The sequence below is a fragment of the Ralstonia condita genome, from assembly GCF_958405655.1.
In the GTDB taxonomy this organism is placed as follows: domain Bacteria; phylum Pseudomonadota; class Gammaproteobacteria; order Burkholderiales; family Burkholderiaceae; genus Ralstonia; species Ralstonia condita.
This window is the reverse complement of the sequence record NZ_CATYWO010000001.1, coordinates 1,023,334-1,039,808: the sequence shown is the minus strand read 5'-3', so window position 1 is coordinate 1,039,808 and position 16,475 is coordinate 1,023,334. Positions and strand designations below refer to the sequence as shown.

16 protein-coding genes and 1 tRNA gene are annotated in these 16,475 nt (G+C 63.2%); 5 read left to right on the top strand and 12 right to left on the bottom strand.

The features are described 5' to 3' along the window. Positions 1-202 precede the first annotated feature (202 nt). The 7 genes from R2N03_RS04930 to R2N03_RS04900 form a co-directional block, all read right to left on the bottom strand. Positions 203-279: transfer RNA gene (locus tag R2N03_RS04930), tRNA-Val, on the bottom strand. A gap of 22 nt (positions 280-301) precedes the next feature. After that, positions 302-2,545 carry a RelA/SpoT family protein gene (locus R2N03_RS04925; protein ID WP_316655736.1) on the bottom strand — a complete coding sequence of 748 codons (2,244 nt, stop codon included), beginning with the start codon at positions 2,543-2,545 and terminating at the stop codon, positions 302-304. A gap of 28 nt (positions 2,546-2,573) precedes the next feature. After that, positions 2,574-2,942, bottom strand: a complete 369-nt coding sequence (locus tag R2N03_RS04920) for a RidA family protein (protein WP_316655734.1) — start codon at positions 2,940-2,942, stop codon at positions 2,574-2,576. Positions 2,943-2,972: 30 nt separating this feature from the next. Next, the gene (locus R2N03_RS04915) at positions 2,973-3,842 is read right to left on the bottom strand and encodes an alpha/beta fold hydrolase (RefSeq protein ID WP_316655732.1); all 870 of its coding nucleotides are present in this window, start codon (positions 3,840-3,842) and stop codon (positions 2,973-2,975) included. 147 nt (positions 3,843-3,989) lie between these two features. After that, on the bottom strand, positions 3,990-4,769 hold the full coding sequence (locus R2N03_RS04910; RefSeq protein WP_316655730.1) for a 3-hydroxybutyrate dehydrogenase: 780 nt from the start codon (positions 4,767-4,769) through the stop codon (positions 3,990-3,992). Positions 4,770-4,782: 13 nt separating this feature from the next. Continuing rightward, the gene (locus R2N03_RS04905) at positions 4,783-5,418 is read right to left on the bottom strand and encodes a 3-oxoacid CoA-transferase subunit B (RefSeq protein ID WP_316655729.1); all 636 of its coding nucleotides are present in this window, start codon (positions 5,416-5,418) and stop codon (positions 4,783-4,785) included. Positions 5,419-5,428: 10 nt separating this feature from the next. Further along, positions 5,429-6,130 (bottom strand): CoA transferase subunit A, encoded by a 702-nt coding sequence (locus R2N03_RS04900; RefSeq protein WP_316655726.1) that lies wholly within the window; start codon positions 6,128-6,130, stop codon positions 5,429-5,431. Between the two features lie 166 nt (positions 6,131-6,296). Between R2N03_RS04900 and R2N03_RS04895 the strand changes: the two genes are divergently transcribed. Continuing rightward, positions 6,297-6,842, top strand: coding sequence for a LuxR C-terminal-related transcriptional regulator (locus tag R2N03_RS04895; RefSeq protein ID WP_316655725.1), 546 nt, complete (start codon positions 6,297-6,299; stop codon positions 6,840-6,842). Positions 6,843-6,853: 11 nt separating this feature from the next. Here R2N03_RS04895 and R2N03_RS04890 read toward each other — a convergent pair whose 3' ends face one another. After that, positions 6,854-7,639: an SDR family oxidoreductase gene (locus R2N03_RS04890; RefSeq protein ID WP_316655723.1), complete on the bottom strand. Its 786-nt coding sequence runs from the start codon at positions 7,637-7,639 to the stop codon at positions 6,854-6,856. A 224-nt stretch (positions 7,640-7,863) separates the two neighbouring features. On the opposite strand from R2N03_RS04890, the gene R2N03_RS04885 reads away from it, so the two are divergent. Continuing rightward, positions 7,864-9,549, top strand: coding sequence for an electron transfer flavoprotein-ubiquinone oxidoreductase (locus tag R2N03_RS04885; RefSeq protein WP_316655721.1), 1,686 nt, complete (start codon positions 7,864-7,866; stop codon positions 9,547-9,549). A gap of 68 nt (positions 9,550-9,617) precedes the next feature. Here R2N03_RS04885 and aroC read toward each other — a convergent pair whose 3' ends face one another. From aroC to R2N03_RS04865, 4 genes are all read right to left on the bottom strand, one after another. Further along, entirely contained in the window at positions 9,618-10,718 is a 1,101-nt protein-coding gene (gene aroC / locus R2N03_RS04880) for a chorismate synthase (protein ID WP_232040277.1), read from the bottom strand. A 73-nt stretch (positions 10,719-10,791) separates the two neighbouring features. Then, positions 10,792-11,208 carry an FKBP-type peptidyl-prolyl cis-trans isomerase gene (locus R2N03_RS04875; RefSeq protein WP_316655716.1) on the bottom strand — a complete coding sequence of 139 codons (417 nt, stop codon included), beginning with the start codon at positions 11,206-11,208 and terminating at the stop codon, positions 10,792-10,794. Between the two features lie 74 nt (positions 11,209-11,282). Continuing rightward, positions 11,283-13,190, bottom strand: coding sequence for an MFS transporter (locus R2N03_RS04870; protein ID WP_316655715.1), 1,908 nt, complete (start codon positions 13,188-13,190; stop codon positions 11,283-11,285). Positions 13,191-13,282: 92 nt separating this feature from the next. Beyond that, positions 13,283-13,738 carry a CBS domain-containing protein gene (locus tag R2N03_RS04865; protein ID WP_316655713.1) on the bottom strand — a complete coding sequence of 152 codons (456 nt, stop codon included), beginning with the start codon at positions 13,736-13,738 and terminating at the stop codon, positions 13,283-13,285. Between the two features lie 227 nt (positions 13,739-13,965). On the opposite strand from R2N03_RS04865, the gene R2N03_RS04860 reads away from it, so the two are divergent. Genes R2N03_RS04860 through R2N03_RS04850 form a run of 3 tightly spaced genes read left to right on the top strand, consistent with a single transcriptional unit; the run spans position 13,966 to position 16,471 of the window. Then, on the top strand, positions 13,966-15,300 hold the full coding sequence (locus tag R2N03_RS04860) for an O-acetylhomoserine aminocarboxypropyltransferase (protein ID WP_316655710.1): 1,335 nt from the start codon (positions 13,966-13,968) through the stop codon (positions 15,298-15,300). Further along, entirely contained in the window at positions 15,300-16,124 is an 825-nt protein-coding gene (locus R2N03_RS04855) for an alpha/beta fold hydrolase (protein ID WP_316655708.1), read from the top strand. The genes R2N03_RS04860 and R2N03_RS04855 overlap by 1 nt, the downstream gene beginning before the upstream one ends. Before the next feature lie 29 nt (positions 16,125-16,153). After that, positions 16,154-16,471 carry an Mpo1-like protein gene (locus tag R2N03_RS04850; RefSeq protein ID WP_316655706.1) on the top strand — a complete coding sequence of 106 codons (318 nt, stop codon included), beginning with the start codon at positions 16,154-16,156 and terminating at the stop codon, positions 16,469-16,471. Positions 16,472-16,475 lie beyond the last annotated feature (4 nt).

Sequence of the window (16,475 nt, the reverse complement as noted above, 5' to 3'; positions counted from 1 at the left end):
CGGCCAAGGCCGCGTTTTCATTTGCGCTGACTACCCGCTCTGGGCAGACCGCAAGGCGAAAACCGCACCTTGACTACTGTCGCTCCGAAGCGGTGGTAGTTCGCGGTGCCTGAATCATATTTCGCCTGATATGCAGTTGTACGGGACAACTCCGAGGGATGACGGCTTGGACACCCTACCCGACGCGTCCTGCTGAATGCGTTGGTAGGCTCGATTGGACTCGAACCAACGACCCCCACCATGTCAAGGTGGTGCTCTAACCAGCTGAGCTACGAGCCTGCCGAAAGACGAAACTATACCGTCACTTTCGCCGCGCTGTCAATACCCCCGTGACTTCCTCAATCAATGTCAGTGCGCGCTGCAATTGAGTGGCCTGCGCCACCTCGGCCGTGAACTGCATCTTGGCAACGCCCTTGCTCGACAATGTCCGGACACCGGTCACATTGATCTTCTCGCGGGAGAGAATTTCCGAGATGTCGCGCAGGAGCCCCTGGCGGTCCAATGCTTCGACCTGGATATCGACGGGATAGACCGAATCACTGCGCTGACCCCACTCCGTCTGGATCACTCGGCCAGGCGCCCGCGCAGCCAGCTGCTGGAACGTCGAGCAATTCTGACGGTGGATCGACACCCCCCGCCCTCGCGTGACGAACCCGACAATCGGGTCGGGCGGTGCCGGCTTACAGCAACGCGACATCTGCGTGAGGAGCGAATCGACCCCCACCACCAGCACCCCGCTCTTGGCACCGCGAGCGACACTCGTTGCGCGGCTCTTCTTGGTGATGGCGGCCTCGTCGTCGACCGGCGCAGGCGGCGGTGCCCCGTCGGAGCGCAGCACAGCCTCCACCCGTCGCAAGCTCAGTTCGTCCTTGGCAACGACCGCATACAGGTCATCGGGCGTCTTGTACCCGAGCTTGGCGGCCAGTTCTTCCAGGTTGACGGACGTCTTACCCTCGCGCTGCAGGGTTTTATCGATGAGCGCACGGCCTTGCGTAAGCGTTTCTTCCAGCTCTTGCGCGTTAAACCACGCGCGCACCTTGGTGCGTGCCCGGCTGCTGGCCAGATAGTGCAACTCGGGATTCAGCCAGTCGCGCGAAGGCCCGCCCTGCTTCACGGCGACGATTTCGACGGTCTGCCCGTTCTTGAGCGGCGTGTTCAACGGCACCATCGCGCCGTCGACGCGGGCTCCGCGGCAACGATGCCCGAGGTCGCTGTGAAGGTAGTAGGCAAAGTCGACCGGCGTCGCACCTTGCGGCAGGGCAATGACACGCGCCTGCGGCGTCAGCACGTAGATGTGGTCATCCAGCTCCGTGTGCTTCAGTTGCTCCCACGGAGAATCCTCGTGCGCGACGGTGTGCTCGGCCTCATCCTTCCAGGCGAGCAACTGGCGAAGCCAGGCGATCTTCTCGTCGTAGCGCTCACTGGCGGAGAACTGCCCGGCGTAACCCTTGCTTCCCGCCTCCTTGTAGCGCCAGTGCGCAGCCACGCCGTATTCGGCGAAGTGGTGCATTTCGCGGGTGCGAATCTGCACTTCGAGCGCACGGCCGTCATCGCCGATCACCACCGTGTGCAGCGACATGTAGCCGTTGGCCTTGGGGCGCGAGATGTAGTCGTCGAATTCCTTCGGGATCGGCTGCCACATGTGGTGCACAAAACCGAGCACGGTGTAGCAATCCTTGATGTCGTCGACGATGACACGGAACGCACGCACGTCGTACAGGTCAGCAAAGTCGAGTTCCTTGCCGCGCATCTTCTTCCAGATGCTGTAGATGTGCTTGGGCCGACCAGAAACCTCCGCCTGGATGCCTGCATCGTGCAGCGTCTGTTGCAGCTTGGCGATGGCTTCGCCGATGAACTTCTCGCGCTCGATGCGCTTCTCATCGAGCAGGCGCGCGATGCGCTTGTAGGTGTCGGGGTCTTCGAAGCGGAAGCCGAGGTCTTCGAGCTCCCACTTGAGCTGCCAGATACCCAGGCGGTTGGCCAGCGGCGCGTAGATATCGAGCGTCTCGCGCGCCATGCCTTCCGGCGCCGGGCGCTTGCTTTGCGCCAACCAGCGCAGCGACTGCAGCCGCGACGCCAGCCGGATCAGCACGACACGAATGTCCTGCGCAAAGGCGAGCAGCATCTTGCGCAACGCCTCGACCTGGGCACGGCGAGCCTCGGCTTCGTTCTTGCGGGTGATGCTGGCGTCCGTGGGGCTGACCAGGCCTGCGATCGCCCCGATGCGCAGCAACTGCCGCACGTCGTGGACCAGCTTGACCACTTCGGCGCCGAAAGCCGGTTCGAGCGCCTTTTCGTTGTCCATTGCCAGCGTGGGCAGCAGGAACAGCGCGGCCGCCTGCAGCGATGGCGTGTCGACGCGTAGCCCTTCGAGAATGGCGATCGTGCCGCGCGCGTGCGATTCGAGCGGCTCGCCGGTCAGCGTGACGCGATCGCCCACGTTGGCCGCGAGATGGTCGATGGCCCGCGCAACCTGGACGCTGCCCGCGCCGTGCTCTGCCGTCGTTCCGGCCTCCTCAGCCGGCCGGTCGGTCTTGTTGTTCATGATGCGTCCTGCAATGACGCGACGGGCTTCAGTTCTTCTGAGCGGCCGTCACAACGATTTCGATGCGGTACTTCGGGTTGGCCAGCGCCGCCTCGACGGTTGCCCGCGGCGGCGAATTCCTGGAATCTGCGGCGACCCACTGGTCCCATACCTTGTTCATCTCGCCAATCTCGCTGATGTCTTTGAGAAAGATCTGGCACATCAGGATGCGCGTCTTGTCACTGCCGTTGGCGGCCAGCACGCGATCGATGATGGCGAGCACCTCGGCAGTCTGCTCGGCAATGCCCGCGTCCAGCGTGGTCTCGGGCACCTGGCCGGCCACGTAGACGACGCCGTTGAATACGGCCGCATCGGAATAACGATGCTCGACATTGAAACGCTTCAGTTCAGAGTTCATCAGGTCAATCGAATTGGATCAGATACACGGTCATTGACCGAGGAAGAATGTGCGGGCTATCGCGACCTGGTCGGGCTGGACGAAGGTCGGCGCATGGCCCACGTCTGCAATCTCCACCGCATTGACGTGCTTACCCCGCTGCTTCATGGCATCGACGGTTTCGCGCGTGAGCAGGTCGGATTGCGCACCACGCACAATGAGCACCTCGCCGGGGATCGCCTCAAACAGTTCCCAAAGCGCGGCCTCGCCAGCAGCGAGCAGTTCCGGCGTAGTGCTCTTGAAGGGCTCCGCCAGGCGAGGATCGTAGTGCGGCACCCACTCGCCGCCCTGCGGTTTGAGGATCGCGGCATTCAGCTCGCGCCACTGCTCCGGCGTATGCGGCCCGAACGACGCGCTGATCGTCTTCAGGTAGGCCAGCCCTTCGTCAAAGGTTTTGAAACGAACGTTCAAGCCCAGATAGGCACCAATGCGCGCCAAGGAGGACTCCGTCACGCGCGGACCCACGTCGTTGAGCAATAGTTTGCGAACAGGTGAGTTCGGCAGCCCCGCCAGGCCCATGCCGATCAGCCCGCCCATCGAGGTGCCGAACCAGTCGACCGACTCCGCGTTCAGGCGTGCCAGCAGCGTCACCATGTCGGAGACGTACTGCGGCAGCACATACCCTTTCGGATCAGTGAGCCAGTCGGAACGTCCGCGGCCGACGACGTCGGGACAGATGACGCGATAGTCATTGGACAGCGCCCGCGCCAGTACGTCGAAGTCACGACCCGTGCGCGTCAGTCCATGCACGCAGACCAGCACACGCGGATTCTGCTGATCACCCCATTCGTGATAGGCCATGCGGTGCAGGCCGGACGGGCTTAGGCACTGCACGAAAGCGAGGCGCGGCGAAACGGGCATGAACGACTCCTACACGTGGACGGCGGGGAGAAACCAGGCCTGATTGTACGCGGCCCCGCAGCCATGCGGCAGCGCAGCAGGAAGGTGCGGTCAGGCAAAAACAAAAAAGCCTCGCCGCAGCGAGGCTCTTCCATCCGCATGAATCGCTTATTGCGCGACCCAGCCGCCGTCCATGTTCCACGCCACGCCGCGTACCTGCTCGGCCGCGTCGCTGCAGAGGAACACCGCCAATGCGCCGAGCTGGTCGGGGGTGACAAACTCGCCCGAAGGCTGCTTCTCCATCAGCAGTTCCTTCTTGGCTTGCAGCGCGGGAATCCCTTCCTTCTCTGCACGCGCGTCGATCTGTTTCTGCACGAGGGGCGTCAGCACCCAGCCGGGGCAGATCGCGTTGGAAGTGATGCCCGTCTGCGCCGTCTCCAGGGCTACCGACTTGGTGAAGCCGACGATGCCGTGCTTGGCCGCCACGTACGCCGACTTCTGCGCCGACGCCACCAGGCCATGCGCCGAAGCAATGTTGATGATGCGCCCCCAGTTCTTGCGCTTCATGCCCGGCACAGCCAGACGCGTGGTGTGGAAGGCCGAGGTCAGGTTGATGGCGATGATGGCGTCCCAGCGTTCCACCGGGAAGTCCTCCACGTTGGCCACGTACTGAATACCGGCGTTGTTCACGAGGATGTCCACGCCGCCGAACTCGGCATCGGCATAAGCGAACATTGCCTCGATTTCGGCGGGCTTGCTCATGTCGGCGCCGTGATACCCGACGCGAATGGCCTGTTTGCCCGCCGCCGCGATTTCAGCCTTGGGCCCTTCCACGTCGCCAAAGCCGTTCATGATGATATTGGCGCCTTGCGCGGCAAGCGCGCAGGCAATGCCCAGACCGATCCCGCTGGTCGAGCCTGTCACGAGGGCGGTTTTTCCTTGCAGCATTGCAGTCTCCTGATTACAGCAGTTTGACGCCAGTCTTGGCTTGGATCTCTTCACGCGATACGCCCGGCGCGGTTTCCACCAGCTTCAGGCCTTGTTCCGTCACGTCGATCACGCCGAGATCCGTGATGATGCGATCGACCACGCCCACGCCCGTCAAGGGCAGCGTGCATTTCGGCAAAATCTTCAGGTCTTCGGTGCCATCCTTCTTCTTGGCCGTGTGCTCCATCAGCACGATCACGCGCTTGACGCCTGCGACGAGGTCCATCGCGCCGCCCATGCCCTTGACCATCTTGCCGGGGATCATCCAGTTGGCCAGATCGCCCGCCTCGCTGACCTGCATGGCGCCGAGAATGGAGAGATTGATCTTGCCGCCGCGAATCATGGCAAAGCTCTGGTCGCTGCCGAAAATGGCGCTGCCCGGCAGGGTGGTCACGGTTTGCTTGCCGGCATTGATGAGATCCGCGTCCACTTCGTCTTCCGTGGGGAACGGGCCGATGCCAAGCATGCCGTTTTCGCTCTGCAGCCAGACTTCCTTGTCGCCGGTGTGGTTGGCCACCAGCGTCGGGATGCCGATGCCGAGATTGACGTAGAAACCGTCCTGCAGTTCCTGGGCAGCGCGTGCTGCCATCTGATCTTGTGTCCAGGGCATGTCGGTCTCCTTAATTCGTTGCGCGGACAGTGCGCTTTTCAATGCGCTTCTCGGGCGAGGCATTGAGCACGATGCGGTTCACGTAGATGCCCGGCAGGTGGATGTCGTCCGGGGCAAGCTCGCCCACTTCCACGATCTCTTCCACCTCGACGATGCAGAGCTTGCCAGCCGTGGCCGCAGCCGGATTGAAGTTGCGCGCGGTCAGGTTGAAGCGCAGGTTGCCCGACTTGTCGGCCACCTGAGCCTTGACCAGGGACACGTCGGGCACCAGTGAACGCTCCATGACGTACATCTCGCCGTCGAACTCGCGCAGTTCCTTGCCCTCGGCCACCATCGTGCCGACGCCCGTCTTGGTGAAGAACGCCGGGATGCCGGCGCCGCCTGCGCGCAGCTTTTCTGCCAGCGTGCCTTGCGGCGTGAATTCCAGCTCGAGTTCGCCGGCGAGGTACTGGCGCTCGAACTCCTTGTTTTCGCCCACATAGGACGAAATCATCTTCTTGATCTGGCGCGTTTCCAGCAGCAGGCCGAGGCCGAAGCCGTCAACGCCCGCGTTGTTGGAGATGCAGGTCAGCCCCTTGACGCCCGAATCACGCAGTGCGGCGATCAGCGCTTCCGGAATGCCGCACAGGCCGAAGCCACCCACGGCGATGGTCTGGCCGTCCTTGACGACGCCGGCAAGCGCCTCGCCCGCGCTGGCGAAGATTTTGTTCATGCGTACTCCTTCCTTGGTGGTCCAACGAATCCGGCTCGGTTTTGACCGCATGCACACTTGGGGTTTGTGCGGTGCAGCGCCGGAAAATTGTAACGGTACAATCCGGCGAGAATACGCAAGCGCCACGCAACGCAGCAATACGTACGACTACATAAGGTCCAGCCCCATGACAGCACTCGATTACCAGACCGCGTTCCAGCTTGCCCCGGTCGGCATGGTGATGTCACGCGAGCGGGTGATGGTCGATGTGAATGACGAGGCCGCGCGCATTTTCGGCCACGCGCGCACCGCAATGATCGGCCAGTCGTTCGAACTGCTCTACCCGACCCATGATGAATACGAGCGCACCGGCGCCCGCATCGTGCCGATCATGAACGCGCGCGGCAGCTATTCGGACGAGCGCATCATGAAACGCGCCAGCGGCGAGCTGTTCTGGTGTCACGTCACCGGCCGGGCACTCGACCGGGCCAAGCCGCTCGGTGAAGGCATCTGGACATTCGAGGATCTCTCCGCGCATCGTCCCGTCACGGCGGCACTCACGCCGCGCGAGCGCGACATCGCTGCGCAGCTGGTCGAGGGCAAGACCAGCAAGCAGATCGGCAAGCAGCTGGAGATCAGTCCGCGCACGGTGGAGATCTACCGCGCGCGGCTGATGAAGAAGTACGCCGCCAACACGTCACTGGAACTCGTGCAGCGGCTCATGGGGCACTGAACCCCATCGCGTCACACCATGCCGTCGTCGGCGTTGATGACGGCGCCATTGATGAAATCGGACTGATCCGACGCCAGCAGCAGAATCAGCCCGTCCAGGTCTTCCGGCTTGCCGACGCGCTTGCGCGGCAGCATCTGGACGAGCTTCTGGCCCGCTTCGGTTTCCCAGTGATGATGGTTGATCTCGGTATCGATGTACCCGGGGCAGATGGCGTTCGTGTTGATGCCATAACGCCCCCACTCGAGCGCCATGGCTTTCGTCATGTGGACCACAGCGGCCTTGCTCATGCAATACACGCCGATCTGCGAGAGGACCTTCAGGCCAGCCACCGACGCAATGTTGATGATGCGTGACTGCGGCAAGGGCGAGCCATTCTTCTCCGCCCCCTTGGCACGGGCGATCATGCGCTTGGCCGTCTCCTGCGCGACAAAAAAGGCACCGCGCGTGTTGGTATCAAAGATGAAATCAAAGTCGTCAGGCGTGACATCGACCATGCGCTGCGTCGTCGAGACACCCGAGTTGTTGACCAGGATATCGATGGTGCCGGCTTCGGTTTCTGCGTGAGCGATGGCCGCGCGGATGCTGTCCGGATCCGTCACATCCAGGCGCACGACGTGCGCGCTCCCACCCTTCGATTCAATGTCGGCACGCAGCTCCTTGAGGCGCTCGACGCGCCGGGAGGCCAGGACGACCTTGGCACCCGCGGCCGCCAGCGTATGCGCAAAGCGCGCGCCAAGGCCGCTCGACGCGCCCGTGATCAGCGCGACCTTGCCTTCCAGATTGATCGACAAACCCATGATGCGTGATCCCCGTTGTGTTGGTGTTGCGGGTGCCGGGCCGGTAGACAACGGCGTCAGCATGTGATTTGGGCGCAGCTTAGCAAAAAATCGAACGATCGTTCAGAAATTTCTCTTGCCGCATCCGGGCGCCTCCCGGACAATGCGGAAAATTCTAATGCAGTAATCCGTCATACCAATAAGCAAACGCCCCTAACTGTCCCAAAAGCAGCGAAGAGACACTTATGAACCAGCAGCAGCTCCTCGAACAATACGGCCCGCGAGAGTCCATGGAGTATGACGTCGTGATCGTCGGCGGCGGTCCTGCCGGCCTCGCGACTGCGATCCGCGTCAAGCAACTGGCTGCCGAGACGGGCAAGGACGTGTCCGTCGTCGTGCTGGAAAAGGGCTCTGAGCCGGGCGCACACATCCTCTCGGGCGCCGTGATGGACCCGCGTGCGATCACCGAACTGCTCCCGAACTGGAAGGCTGACGGCGCGCCGCTCAACCAGGCGGTGACAGGTGACGACGTGCTGTTCCTCAGCGAGACCGGTTCCAAGCGTACCCCCGACTGGCTCGTGCCGCGCAACTTCCACAATGACGGCTGCTACGTCGTCTCGCTGTCGAACGTGGTCAAGTGGATGGCCACGCAGGCCGAAGCGCTGGGCGTGGAAATCTTCCCCGGTTTCGCTGCCGCAGAAGTGCTTTACGACGACAAGGGTGCGGTGCGCGGCGTGGCCACGGGCAACATGGGCATCGGCAAAGATGGCGAGCCGACCGAGAACTTCCAGCTCGGCATGGAGCTGCTCGGCAAATACACCATCTTCGCGGAAGGCGCACGTGGCCATCTCGGCCGTCAACTGCTCGAGAAGTTCAAGCTCACCGCAGGCAAGGACCCGCAGACGTTCGCCATCGGCATCAAGGAACTCTGGGAAATCGATCCGGCCAAGGCCAAACCCGGCCTGGTGGTCCACACCGCCGGCTGGCCAATGGAGGATGACACCTTCGGCGGCGGCTTCCTGTACCACCTCGAAGACAACAAGGTCACGCTCGGGTTCGTGATCGGCCTTGACTACAAGAACCCGTGGCTGAGCCCGTTTGAAGAAATGCAGCGCTGGAAGGCCCACCCGGCCATCCGGGCACATATCGAAGGCGGCAAGCGCATCGGCTACGGCGCCCGCGCCATCAACAACGGCACGCCGCAAGCGCTGCCCAAGACGGTATTCCCGGGCGGCGCGCTGGTCGGCTGCGATGCTGGCTACCTGAACGCAGCTCGCATCAAGGGCAGCCATGCGGCCATCAAGAGCGGCATGATGTGTGGCGACGCCGTGTTCGAAGCCGTGACTGCCGGCCGCTCGGCAGACGAGCTGTCCGCGTACCCGGCAGCATTCGAGCGAAGCTGGCTGAAGGAAGAACTGGACCAGTCGCGCAACTTCAAGCTGTGGTTCAAGAAGAGCCCGACCCTGGGCAAGATCATGACCGGCATCGAGCAGTGGCTGCTGCCCAAGATTGGCGTCAGCAACCCGCCCTGGACGCTGCACGGCACGAAGTCGGATAACCAGTCGCTCAAGCCGGCATCGGAATGCCCGAAGATCGAGTATCCGAAGCCGGACGGCAAGATCACGTTCGATCGCCTGTCGTCGGTGTTCATCTCGAACACCAACCACGAAGAGAACCAACCGGCCCACCTGACGCTGAAGGATCCGACCGTACCGACGCGCATCAACCTGACGCAGTTTGCCGGCCCCGAACAGCGCTACTGCCCGGCTGGCGTGTATGAGTTCGTCAAGAACGATGAGGGCACCGAGCGCCTGCAGATCAACGCGCAGAACTGCGTGCACTGCAAGACTTGCGACATCAAGGACCCGACGCAGAACATCGTGTGGGTCACGCCGGAAGGCGGTGGCGGTCCGAACTACGTCGGCATGTAAGTACCGGGGGAGCGCCCAACAAAAAAGACGGCTTGAAGCCGTCTTTTTTGTTGCCTGAGCGAATCGATTCAGGAAGCTTTTGCCGGAATGGCCGGCGTCTGCACCGACACGTCACCGCATTGCGCGCGATGGCGCAGCGCGTGGTCGATCAGGACAAGCGCGAGCAGCGCCTCGGCGATCGGCGTCGCACGAATCCCGACGCACGGGTCGTGGCGGCCGAACGTCTCCACCACAGCCGGATCACCCGCCTTGTCGATCGAACGGCGCGGCGTGCGAATGCTCGACGTCGGCTTGATCGCCAGCGACACGGAAATGTCCTGTCCTGTCGAAATCCCGCCCAGGATGCCGCCGGCGTTGTTACCGACGAAGCCCTCCGGCGTCAGCTCGTCGCCATGCTCGGAGCCGCGCTGGCTAACTGCGTGGAAACCAGCACCAATCTCGACGCCCTTCACCGCATTCAGGCCCATCATGGCGTGGGCGATGTCTGCGTCCAGCCGGTCGAACAGCGGCTCGCCCCAGCCGACCGGCACACCGGTAGCCACCACCTCAATGCGCGCGCCGACGGAATCGCCGTCCTTGCGCAGGGCATCCATATAGGTTTCCAGCTCGGGAACGATCTCGGCATTGGGCGCGAAGAACGGGTTGTTCGGCACCTCGTTCCAGTCCATGAACGGGATCTGGATATCGCCCAATTGCGACATGAAGCCGTGGATTTCAACGCCGAACTTCTCTCGCAGCCACTTCTTGGCGACGGCGCCTGCAGCCACTGTCGGCGCCGTCAAACGGGCGGAAGAACGGCCGCCGCCGCGCGGATCACGGATGCCGTATTTGTGCCAGTAGGTGTAATCGGCGTGGCCGGGACGGAAGGTCTCGGCGATGTTGCTGTAGTCCTTGCTGCGCTGGTCGGTGTTGCGGATCAGCAGGCAGATCGGCGTGCCAGTGGTCTTGCCTTCGTACACGCCGGAGAGGATCTCGACGAGGTCTTCTTCCTTGCGCTGGGTGACGTGGCGCGAGGTGCCGGGCTTGCGGCGGTCCAGATCGGGCTGGATGTCTTCTGCCGACAGCGTCATGCCGGGCGGGCAGCCGTCGATGACAGCGCCGATGGCCGGGCCATGCGACTCGCCGAAAGTAGTGACGGAAAACAGCAGGCCCAGGGTATTGCCAGACATGATCGTGCTCAGGAAAGCGCCGCCACGGCGGCGGCGCGAAACTTCGGGAAACCGCTATTGTAAGGCCGATCAATCAGCTGCCGATGCCCAGAAGCTCGACCTCAAAATTCAGCGTGGAATTGGGCGGGATCGTGCCAGGCACCCCGCGTTCACCGTAGGCGGTAGCGGCCGGGCACGTCAGCTTCGCCTTTCCGCCGACCTGGATTTTCTGCACGCCTTCCGTCCAGCAAGGGATCACGCGGTTCAGCGGGAACGAGATCGGCTGGCCACGCTTGTAGGAGCTATCAAACTCCGTGCCGTTGGTGAGCGTACCGCGGTAGTGCACCTTGACCGTGTCGCTGGCCTTCGGCGACGGACCGGTGCCCTTAACAAGCGTTTGGACGATCACACCAGAGGGCAAGGTTTCGGTTGATGCCGGCACCGCCGCTTGAGCGGCAACTGCGGCAAGGACGAGGGACGAGGCGCACAGCAGCTGAGAAACGGTTTTCATCGGAGATCACGGAAGAAGTTGGGTTAGCGGCCCCGCGAGGCCTGCCGGCAGTGTATCGAATTCCGGTGGTGCCGCTAGAGACGTTCGCCGCGCAGTGCCAGCACCGCTGCTTGCAGTCCTTCCGGCGACACGGCCTGGGCCGGCACCGGCGTACCGATGCACAGTTCCAGCCGGTTGAGCACACCGCGACGGAACGGACGCGTCATCGCTGCCCCGCCCTTGCGCGAGAAGAAACTGCCCCACAGCCCGCGCAGCGCCATCGGCACCACGGGCACCGGAGTGCGCTCCACAATCCGCCTCACACCGTCCTTGAAGGGGTTGATTTCGCCCGTCGCGGTGATCTTGCCCTCGGGGAAGATGCACACCACCTCGCCGTCGGCCAGCGCGGCAGCAATCCCGTCGTAAGCATGCTTGAGCATCTCCGGATCTTCGTGCATCGGCGCAATCGGAATAGCCTTGACCGTGCGGAAGAACCACGACAGCAGCGGCACCGTGAAGATGCGGTGGTCCATCACAAAACGGACCGGCCGGCTTACGAAGGCACCGACGACCACCGCATCGACAAAGCTGACATGATTGCAGACCAGCAGGCACGGGCCCTCATCGGGAATGCGGTCCGCGCCATCCACCTTCACGCGATACACGGTGTGGATCAACAGCCACATCACGAAGCGGATCAGGAATTCCGGCACCAGCATGTAGATGTAGATCGCCACCACGGCATTGAGGATGCCTGTGATGAGAAACAACTGCGGGATGGTGAAACCCGCGCGCGTGAGCACCATCGCCAGGACGGCCGAGGCAATCATGAACAGCGCATTGAGGATGTTGTTGGCCGCGATGATGCGCGCGCGGTGTGTCGGCTCGCAGCGGCTCTGGATCAATGCATACAGCGGCACGCTGTAGAAGCCACCAAACATCGCCAGCAGGAACAGGTCAGCCAGTACGCGCCAGTGGCGGTGGTTCTGCAGGAATCCCGCCACACCCGTCAGCACATCATGGGCGACCAGCGCCTCCGCATGGGAGGCAAAGTACAGGTCGGCCGCGAACACTGTCATGCCGATCGAGCCGAATGGCACGAGGCCGATTTCCACCGTGCGCCCCGAAAGCTTTTCGCAGAGTACAGAGCCGAGTCCGATGCCGATGGAAAACACCGCCAGCAGCAACGTCACCACATTCTGGTCGCCGGCGAGCACGTTGCGCGCAAAGGCGAAGAACGACGTCAGGAACGTCGCGCCCACAAACCACAGCCACGAGATGCCGAGCAGGCTCAGGAACACCGCGCGCTGGTTGCTCGCCAGCTTCAGGTTGCGCCAGGTCTCGGAGATGGGGTTCCAGTTGATGCGCAGATCCGGCTGGGAGGCAGGCGATACGGGGACGCCGCGTGCCGTCAGCCAGCCGCTCACTGCGATGGCGATGCACACGATGCCTGTGAACGTTGGGCCGATAAGCTCGCCGTTACGCGTCAGGTTGGCCAGTTCACCGCCGGCAATGGTGCCGATCAGGATGGCGACGAAGGTGCCCATTTCCACCAGTCCGTTGCCGCCCACCAGTTCCGCAGGCTGCAGATGCTGCGGCAGATACGCATATTTGACCGGCCCGAACAGCGTGGAATGCACGCCCATCAGGAAGGTACACAGGTAGAGCAGCTCGATATGGCGCAGCGCAAACCCGGCGCAGCCGATCGCCATGATGGCGATCTCCAGCGTCTTGACGAAACGGATCAGCCGCGCCTTGTCCATGCGATCGGCAATCTGACCGCTGGTGGCGGAGAGCAGGACAAACGGCGCGATGAAGATGGCCGAAATCAGAAACGCCGCGGAAGCCGGATCTGCGTGACCGAACAGCGCGGCGTGGTAAGTCACCAGCGAGGAAAACGCCACCTTGAACACGTTGTCATTCATGGCGCCCAGGAACTGCGTCCAGAAAAACGGCGCGAAGCGGCGCTGCTTCAACAAGGAAAACTGGCTCGACTGGCTCATCGGCGATAGTGATCGGGGGGCGGAGGGATCAACAAAAAACCCGCTCGCAGCTGCGGGCGGGTTCTGGGAGTGTACCGAAGACGTCGCGCAGTTCAGTCTTCGTTGGCCTTCTCTTCCGGCCAGTCGCGAATGTATGCCTTGAGCATCTTGTTCTCGAAGTTCTGCTCTTCGAAGACAGCCTTGGCAACGTCGTAGAAGGAAATCACGCCCATCAGCGTGCGGTTGTCGAGTACCGGCAGATAACGGGCATGGCGCTCGAGCATCATGCGGCGCACTTCGTTGACCTCGGTTTCCAGCGTACAGGTGAGCGGGTGGTCGTCCATCACCTTGCGGATCGTGGTGCCGTCGCCAACGGTGCCATTGTTCTTGGCGAGGACCTTGATGACCTCGCGGAAGGTCAGCATGCCGACCAGTTCGCCGTATTCCATCACCACCAGCGAACCGATGTCGTATTCCGCCATCGTCTGCACGGCCACCTGGACCTTGGTTTCGGGGGCCACGGTGTAGAGCGTGTTGCCCTTCACGTGAAGAATATCGCTGACTTTCATATTGCGTCTCCCAGGTTTTGGGGTGCCGGTCTGCCGGGGGGCGACCGCGCGCGGGTTGTCGTTATCGTTGTGTTTCGATCCTAGCCCAAACGGGACGGCTTCGACAAGCACGCGAAGCAGAAAAAAGCGTCGAAAACCGCGCCCGCTCGGCGTTTGCCCGGAATGCATCGCGGGTGGGTGGGGTGCTAGCATGCCTGGTCTTCATTCCTATTCGGTGCTTGAAAACCATGTCCAAAGCCCGCTTCGATACGCTGGCCCTGCATGCTGGTGCGGCTCCCGACCCGGCCACGGGCGCGCGCGCCACGCCCATTCACCTCACCACGTCGTTCGTGTTCCGCGACAGCGAACACGCGGCGTCATTGTTCAACATGGAACGCGCGGGCCACGTCTATTCGCGCATCTCCAATCCGACCGTCGCCGTGTTCGAGGAGCGGATGGCAGCGCTGGAGAACGGCGTAGGCGCCATCGCCACCGCATCGGGACAGGCGGCGCTGCACCTGGCGATCGCCACGCTGATGGGCACGGGCTCGCATATCGTAGCCTCGTCGGCGCTGTATGGCGGCTCGCACAATCTGCTGCATTACACCCTGCGCCGCTTCGGCATCGACACGACCTTCGTCAAGCCCGGCGACATCGACGCCTGGCGCGCAGCCGTCCGCCCGAACACGCGGCTGCTGTTTGGCGAGACGCTGGGCAACCCGGGGCTGGATGTGCTCGACATCCCGACGGTGGCATCCATCGCGCACGATGCAGGCGTACCGCTGCTGGTGGATTCCACCTTCACCACGCCGTGGCTGTTGCAGCCGTTTGCGCATGGCGCAGACCTCGTCTACCACTCGGCGACCAAGTTCCTGGGCGGACATGGCACGACCATCGGCGGCGTGCTGGTTGACGGTGGCACGTTCGACTACGTTGCCGCAGGCAAGCACCCCGAGTTGACGGAGCCCTACGCCGGCTTTCACGACATGGTATTTGCCGAGGAAAGCACCGTTGCGCCGTTCCTGCTGCGCGCACGCCGCGAGGGCCTGCGCGACTTTGGCGCATGCATGAGCCCGATGGCAGCGTGGCAGCTACTGCAGGGCATCGAAACCCTGCCGCTTCGCATGGCACGCCATGTGGAAAATGCCCGCCGCGTCGCCGCCTTCCTGGCAAGCCACCCGATGGTCGCGTCGGTGGCCTACCCTGATCTGGAATCGCACCCGGATCACGCGCTCGCCAAGCGTCTGCTGCCGCGCGGCTGCGGCGCGGTATTCAGCTTCGACCTGCGCGGCGACCGGCGTGCCGGCCAGCAGTTCATCGAATCCCTGGGGCTGTTCTCGCACCTGGCGAACGTGGGCGATGCGCGCTCGCTGGTCATCCACCCGGCGTCGACCACGCATTTCCGCATGGACGCCGATGCGCTGGCTGCCGCCGGCATCAGCGAAGGCACGATCCGCCTGTCGATCGGCCTTGAAGACGCCGATGACCTGATCGACGATCTCAAGCGCGGCCTGAAAGCCGCCGAGCGGGCCATGTCTGCCGCGCCAGGCAAAGCCGCCCCCAACGCAACCGGAGCCCGCTGATGGAATGGACCGTACAAGGACAGCGCGCCTATGCCTACACGGGCGGCAAGCCCTTTAACGCAGCGCTGCCGTGCGTCGTGTTCGTGCACGGCGCGCAGAACGACCACTCGGTCTGGGGGCTGCAGACGCGCTGGTTCGCGCATCATGGCTTCAGCGTGCTGGCGGTGGATTTGCCGGGGCATGGCCGCAGCGCCGGCGCACCGCTGCAAACGGTCGAAACGATGGCCGACTGGGTCATGGCGCTGGTACAGGCAACCGGCGTCACGCAGCCCGTGATGGTGGTCGGACACAGCATGGGTTCGCTGATTGCGCTGGAGTGCGCGTCGCGCTACGGCGACCGCGTCCGGCGCATTGCGCTGGTGGCGACCGCCTGGCCGATGAAGGTGTCGGATGCACTGCTGGATGCGGCGCTCAACAACACCGCCGGCGCGATTGACATGGTGAATGCCTGGTCCCATTCCAGCCTGGCCAACAAGCCGTCGGCGCCGGGCCCAGGCTTCTGGATGCACGGCTGCAGCCAGCGGCTGATGGAACACGTGGCTCGCGTCATCGAAGCCCCCGTCTTCCACACCGACTTTTCTGCCTGCAACGCCTACGCGCGCGGCGCCGAAGCGATGGCTTCCGTGAGTTGTCCGTCCCTCGTCATCGTCGGCGAGAAAGACCAGATGACGCCCGCGAAGGCTGGCCGACAAGTGGCTGCAGGGCTGGTAGGCAGCCGTGTCGTGGGCCTGCCTGGCGGTCACGCGATCATGGGAGAATGCCCCGACGGCACACTCGACGCGCTGATCGCTTTTGCCCGGGAACGGGAAGCCGCACCCGCGTAGCCAGCAACCCAGGACTCAGGAGACGCATCATGGCCACTACCGAGACGCATACCTTCGGCAGCTTCGCCGAGTTCTATCCGTACTATCTGGGCGAGCATCAGGACCGCACCTGCCGACGCCTGCACTTTGCTGGCTCCTCGGTGGCGCTGGTATGCCTGATCCTGCTGCTGTTCACGGGCAACGCCTGGTGGCTGCTCGGCGCAGCCATCAGCGGCTATGCCTTTGCGTGGGTCGGGCATTTCGGCTTCGAGAAGAACCGGCCCGCCACGTTCCGTCACCCCTTCTATAGCCTGATGGGCGACTGGGTGATGTACCGCGATATCTGGACGGGAAAGATTCCGTTCTGAGCCA

Bases quoted from the DNA above. Each gene is read 5' to 3' on its own strand.
- R2N03_RS04925 (WP_316655736.1), bottom strand. From the start codon at position 2,545: ATGAACAACAAGACCGACCGGCCGGCTGAGGAGGCCGGAACGACGGCA.
- R2N03_RS04920 (WP_316655734.1), bottom strand. From the start codon at position 2,942: ATGAACTCTGAACTGAAGCGTTTCAATGTCGAGCATCGTTATTCCGAT.
- R2N03_RS04915 (WP_316655732.1), bottom strand. From the start codon at position 3,842: ATGCCCGTTTCGCCGCGCCTCGCTTTCGTGCAGTGCCTAAGCCCGTCC.
- R2N03_RS04910 (WP_316655730.1), bottom strand. From the start codon at position 4,769: ATGCTGCAAGGAAAAACCGCCCTCGTGACAGGCTCGACCAGCGGGATC.
- R2N03_RS04905 (WP_316655729.1), bottom strand. From the start codon at position 5,418: ATGCCCTGGACACAAGATCAGATGGCAGCACGCGCTGCCCAGGAACTG.
- R2N03_RS04900 (WP_316655726.1), bottom strand. From the start codon at position 6,130: ATGAACAAAATCTTCGCCAGCGCGGGCGAGGCGCTTGCCGGCGTCGTC.
- R2N03_RS04895 (WP_316655725.1), top strand. From the start codon at position 6,297: ATGACAGCACTCGATTACCAGACCGCGTTCCAGCTTGCCCCGGTCGGC.
- R2N03_RS04890 (WP_316655723.1), bottom strand. From the start codon at position 7,639: ATGGGTTTGTCGATCAATCTGGAAGGCAAGGTCGCGCTGATCACGGGC.
- R2N03_RS04885 (WP_316655721.1), top strand. From the start codon at position 7,864: ATGAACCAGCAGCAGCTCCTCGAACAATACGGCCCGCGAGAGTCCATG.
- aroC (WP_232040277.1), bottom strand. From the start codon at position 10,718: ATGTCTGGCAATACCCTGGGCCTGCTGTTTTCCGTCACTACTTTCGGC.
- R2N03_RS04875 (WP_316655716.1), bottom strand. From the start codon at position 11,208: ATGAAAACCGTTTCTCAGCTGCTGTGCGCCTCGTCCCTCGTCCTTGCC.
- R2N03_RS04870 (WP_316655715.1), bottom strand. From the start codon at position 13,190: ATGAGCCAGTCGAGCCAGTTTTCCTTGTTGAAGCAGCGCCGCTTCGCG.
- R2N03_RS04865 (WP_316655713.1), bottom strand. From the start codon at position 13,738: ATGAAAGTCAGCGATATTCTTCACGTGAAGGGCAACACGCTCTACACC.
- R2N03_RS04860 (WP_316655710.1), top strand. From the start codon at position 13,966: ATGTCCAAAGCCCGCTTCGATACGCTGGCCCTGCATGCTGGTGCGGCT.
- R2N03_RS04855 (WP_316655708.1), top strand. From the start codon at position 15,300: ATGGAATGGACCGTACAAGGACAGCGCGCCTATGCCTACACGGGCGGC.
- R2N03_RS04850 (WP_316655706.1), top strand. From the start codon at position 16,154: ATGGCCACTACCGAGACGCATACCTTCGGCAGCTTCGCCGAGTTCTAT.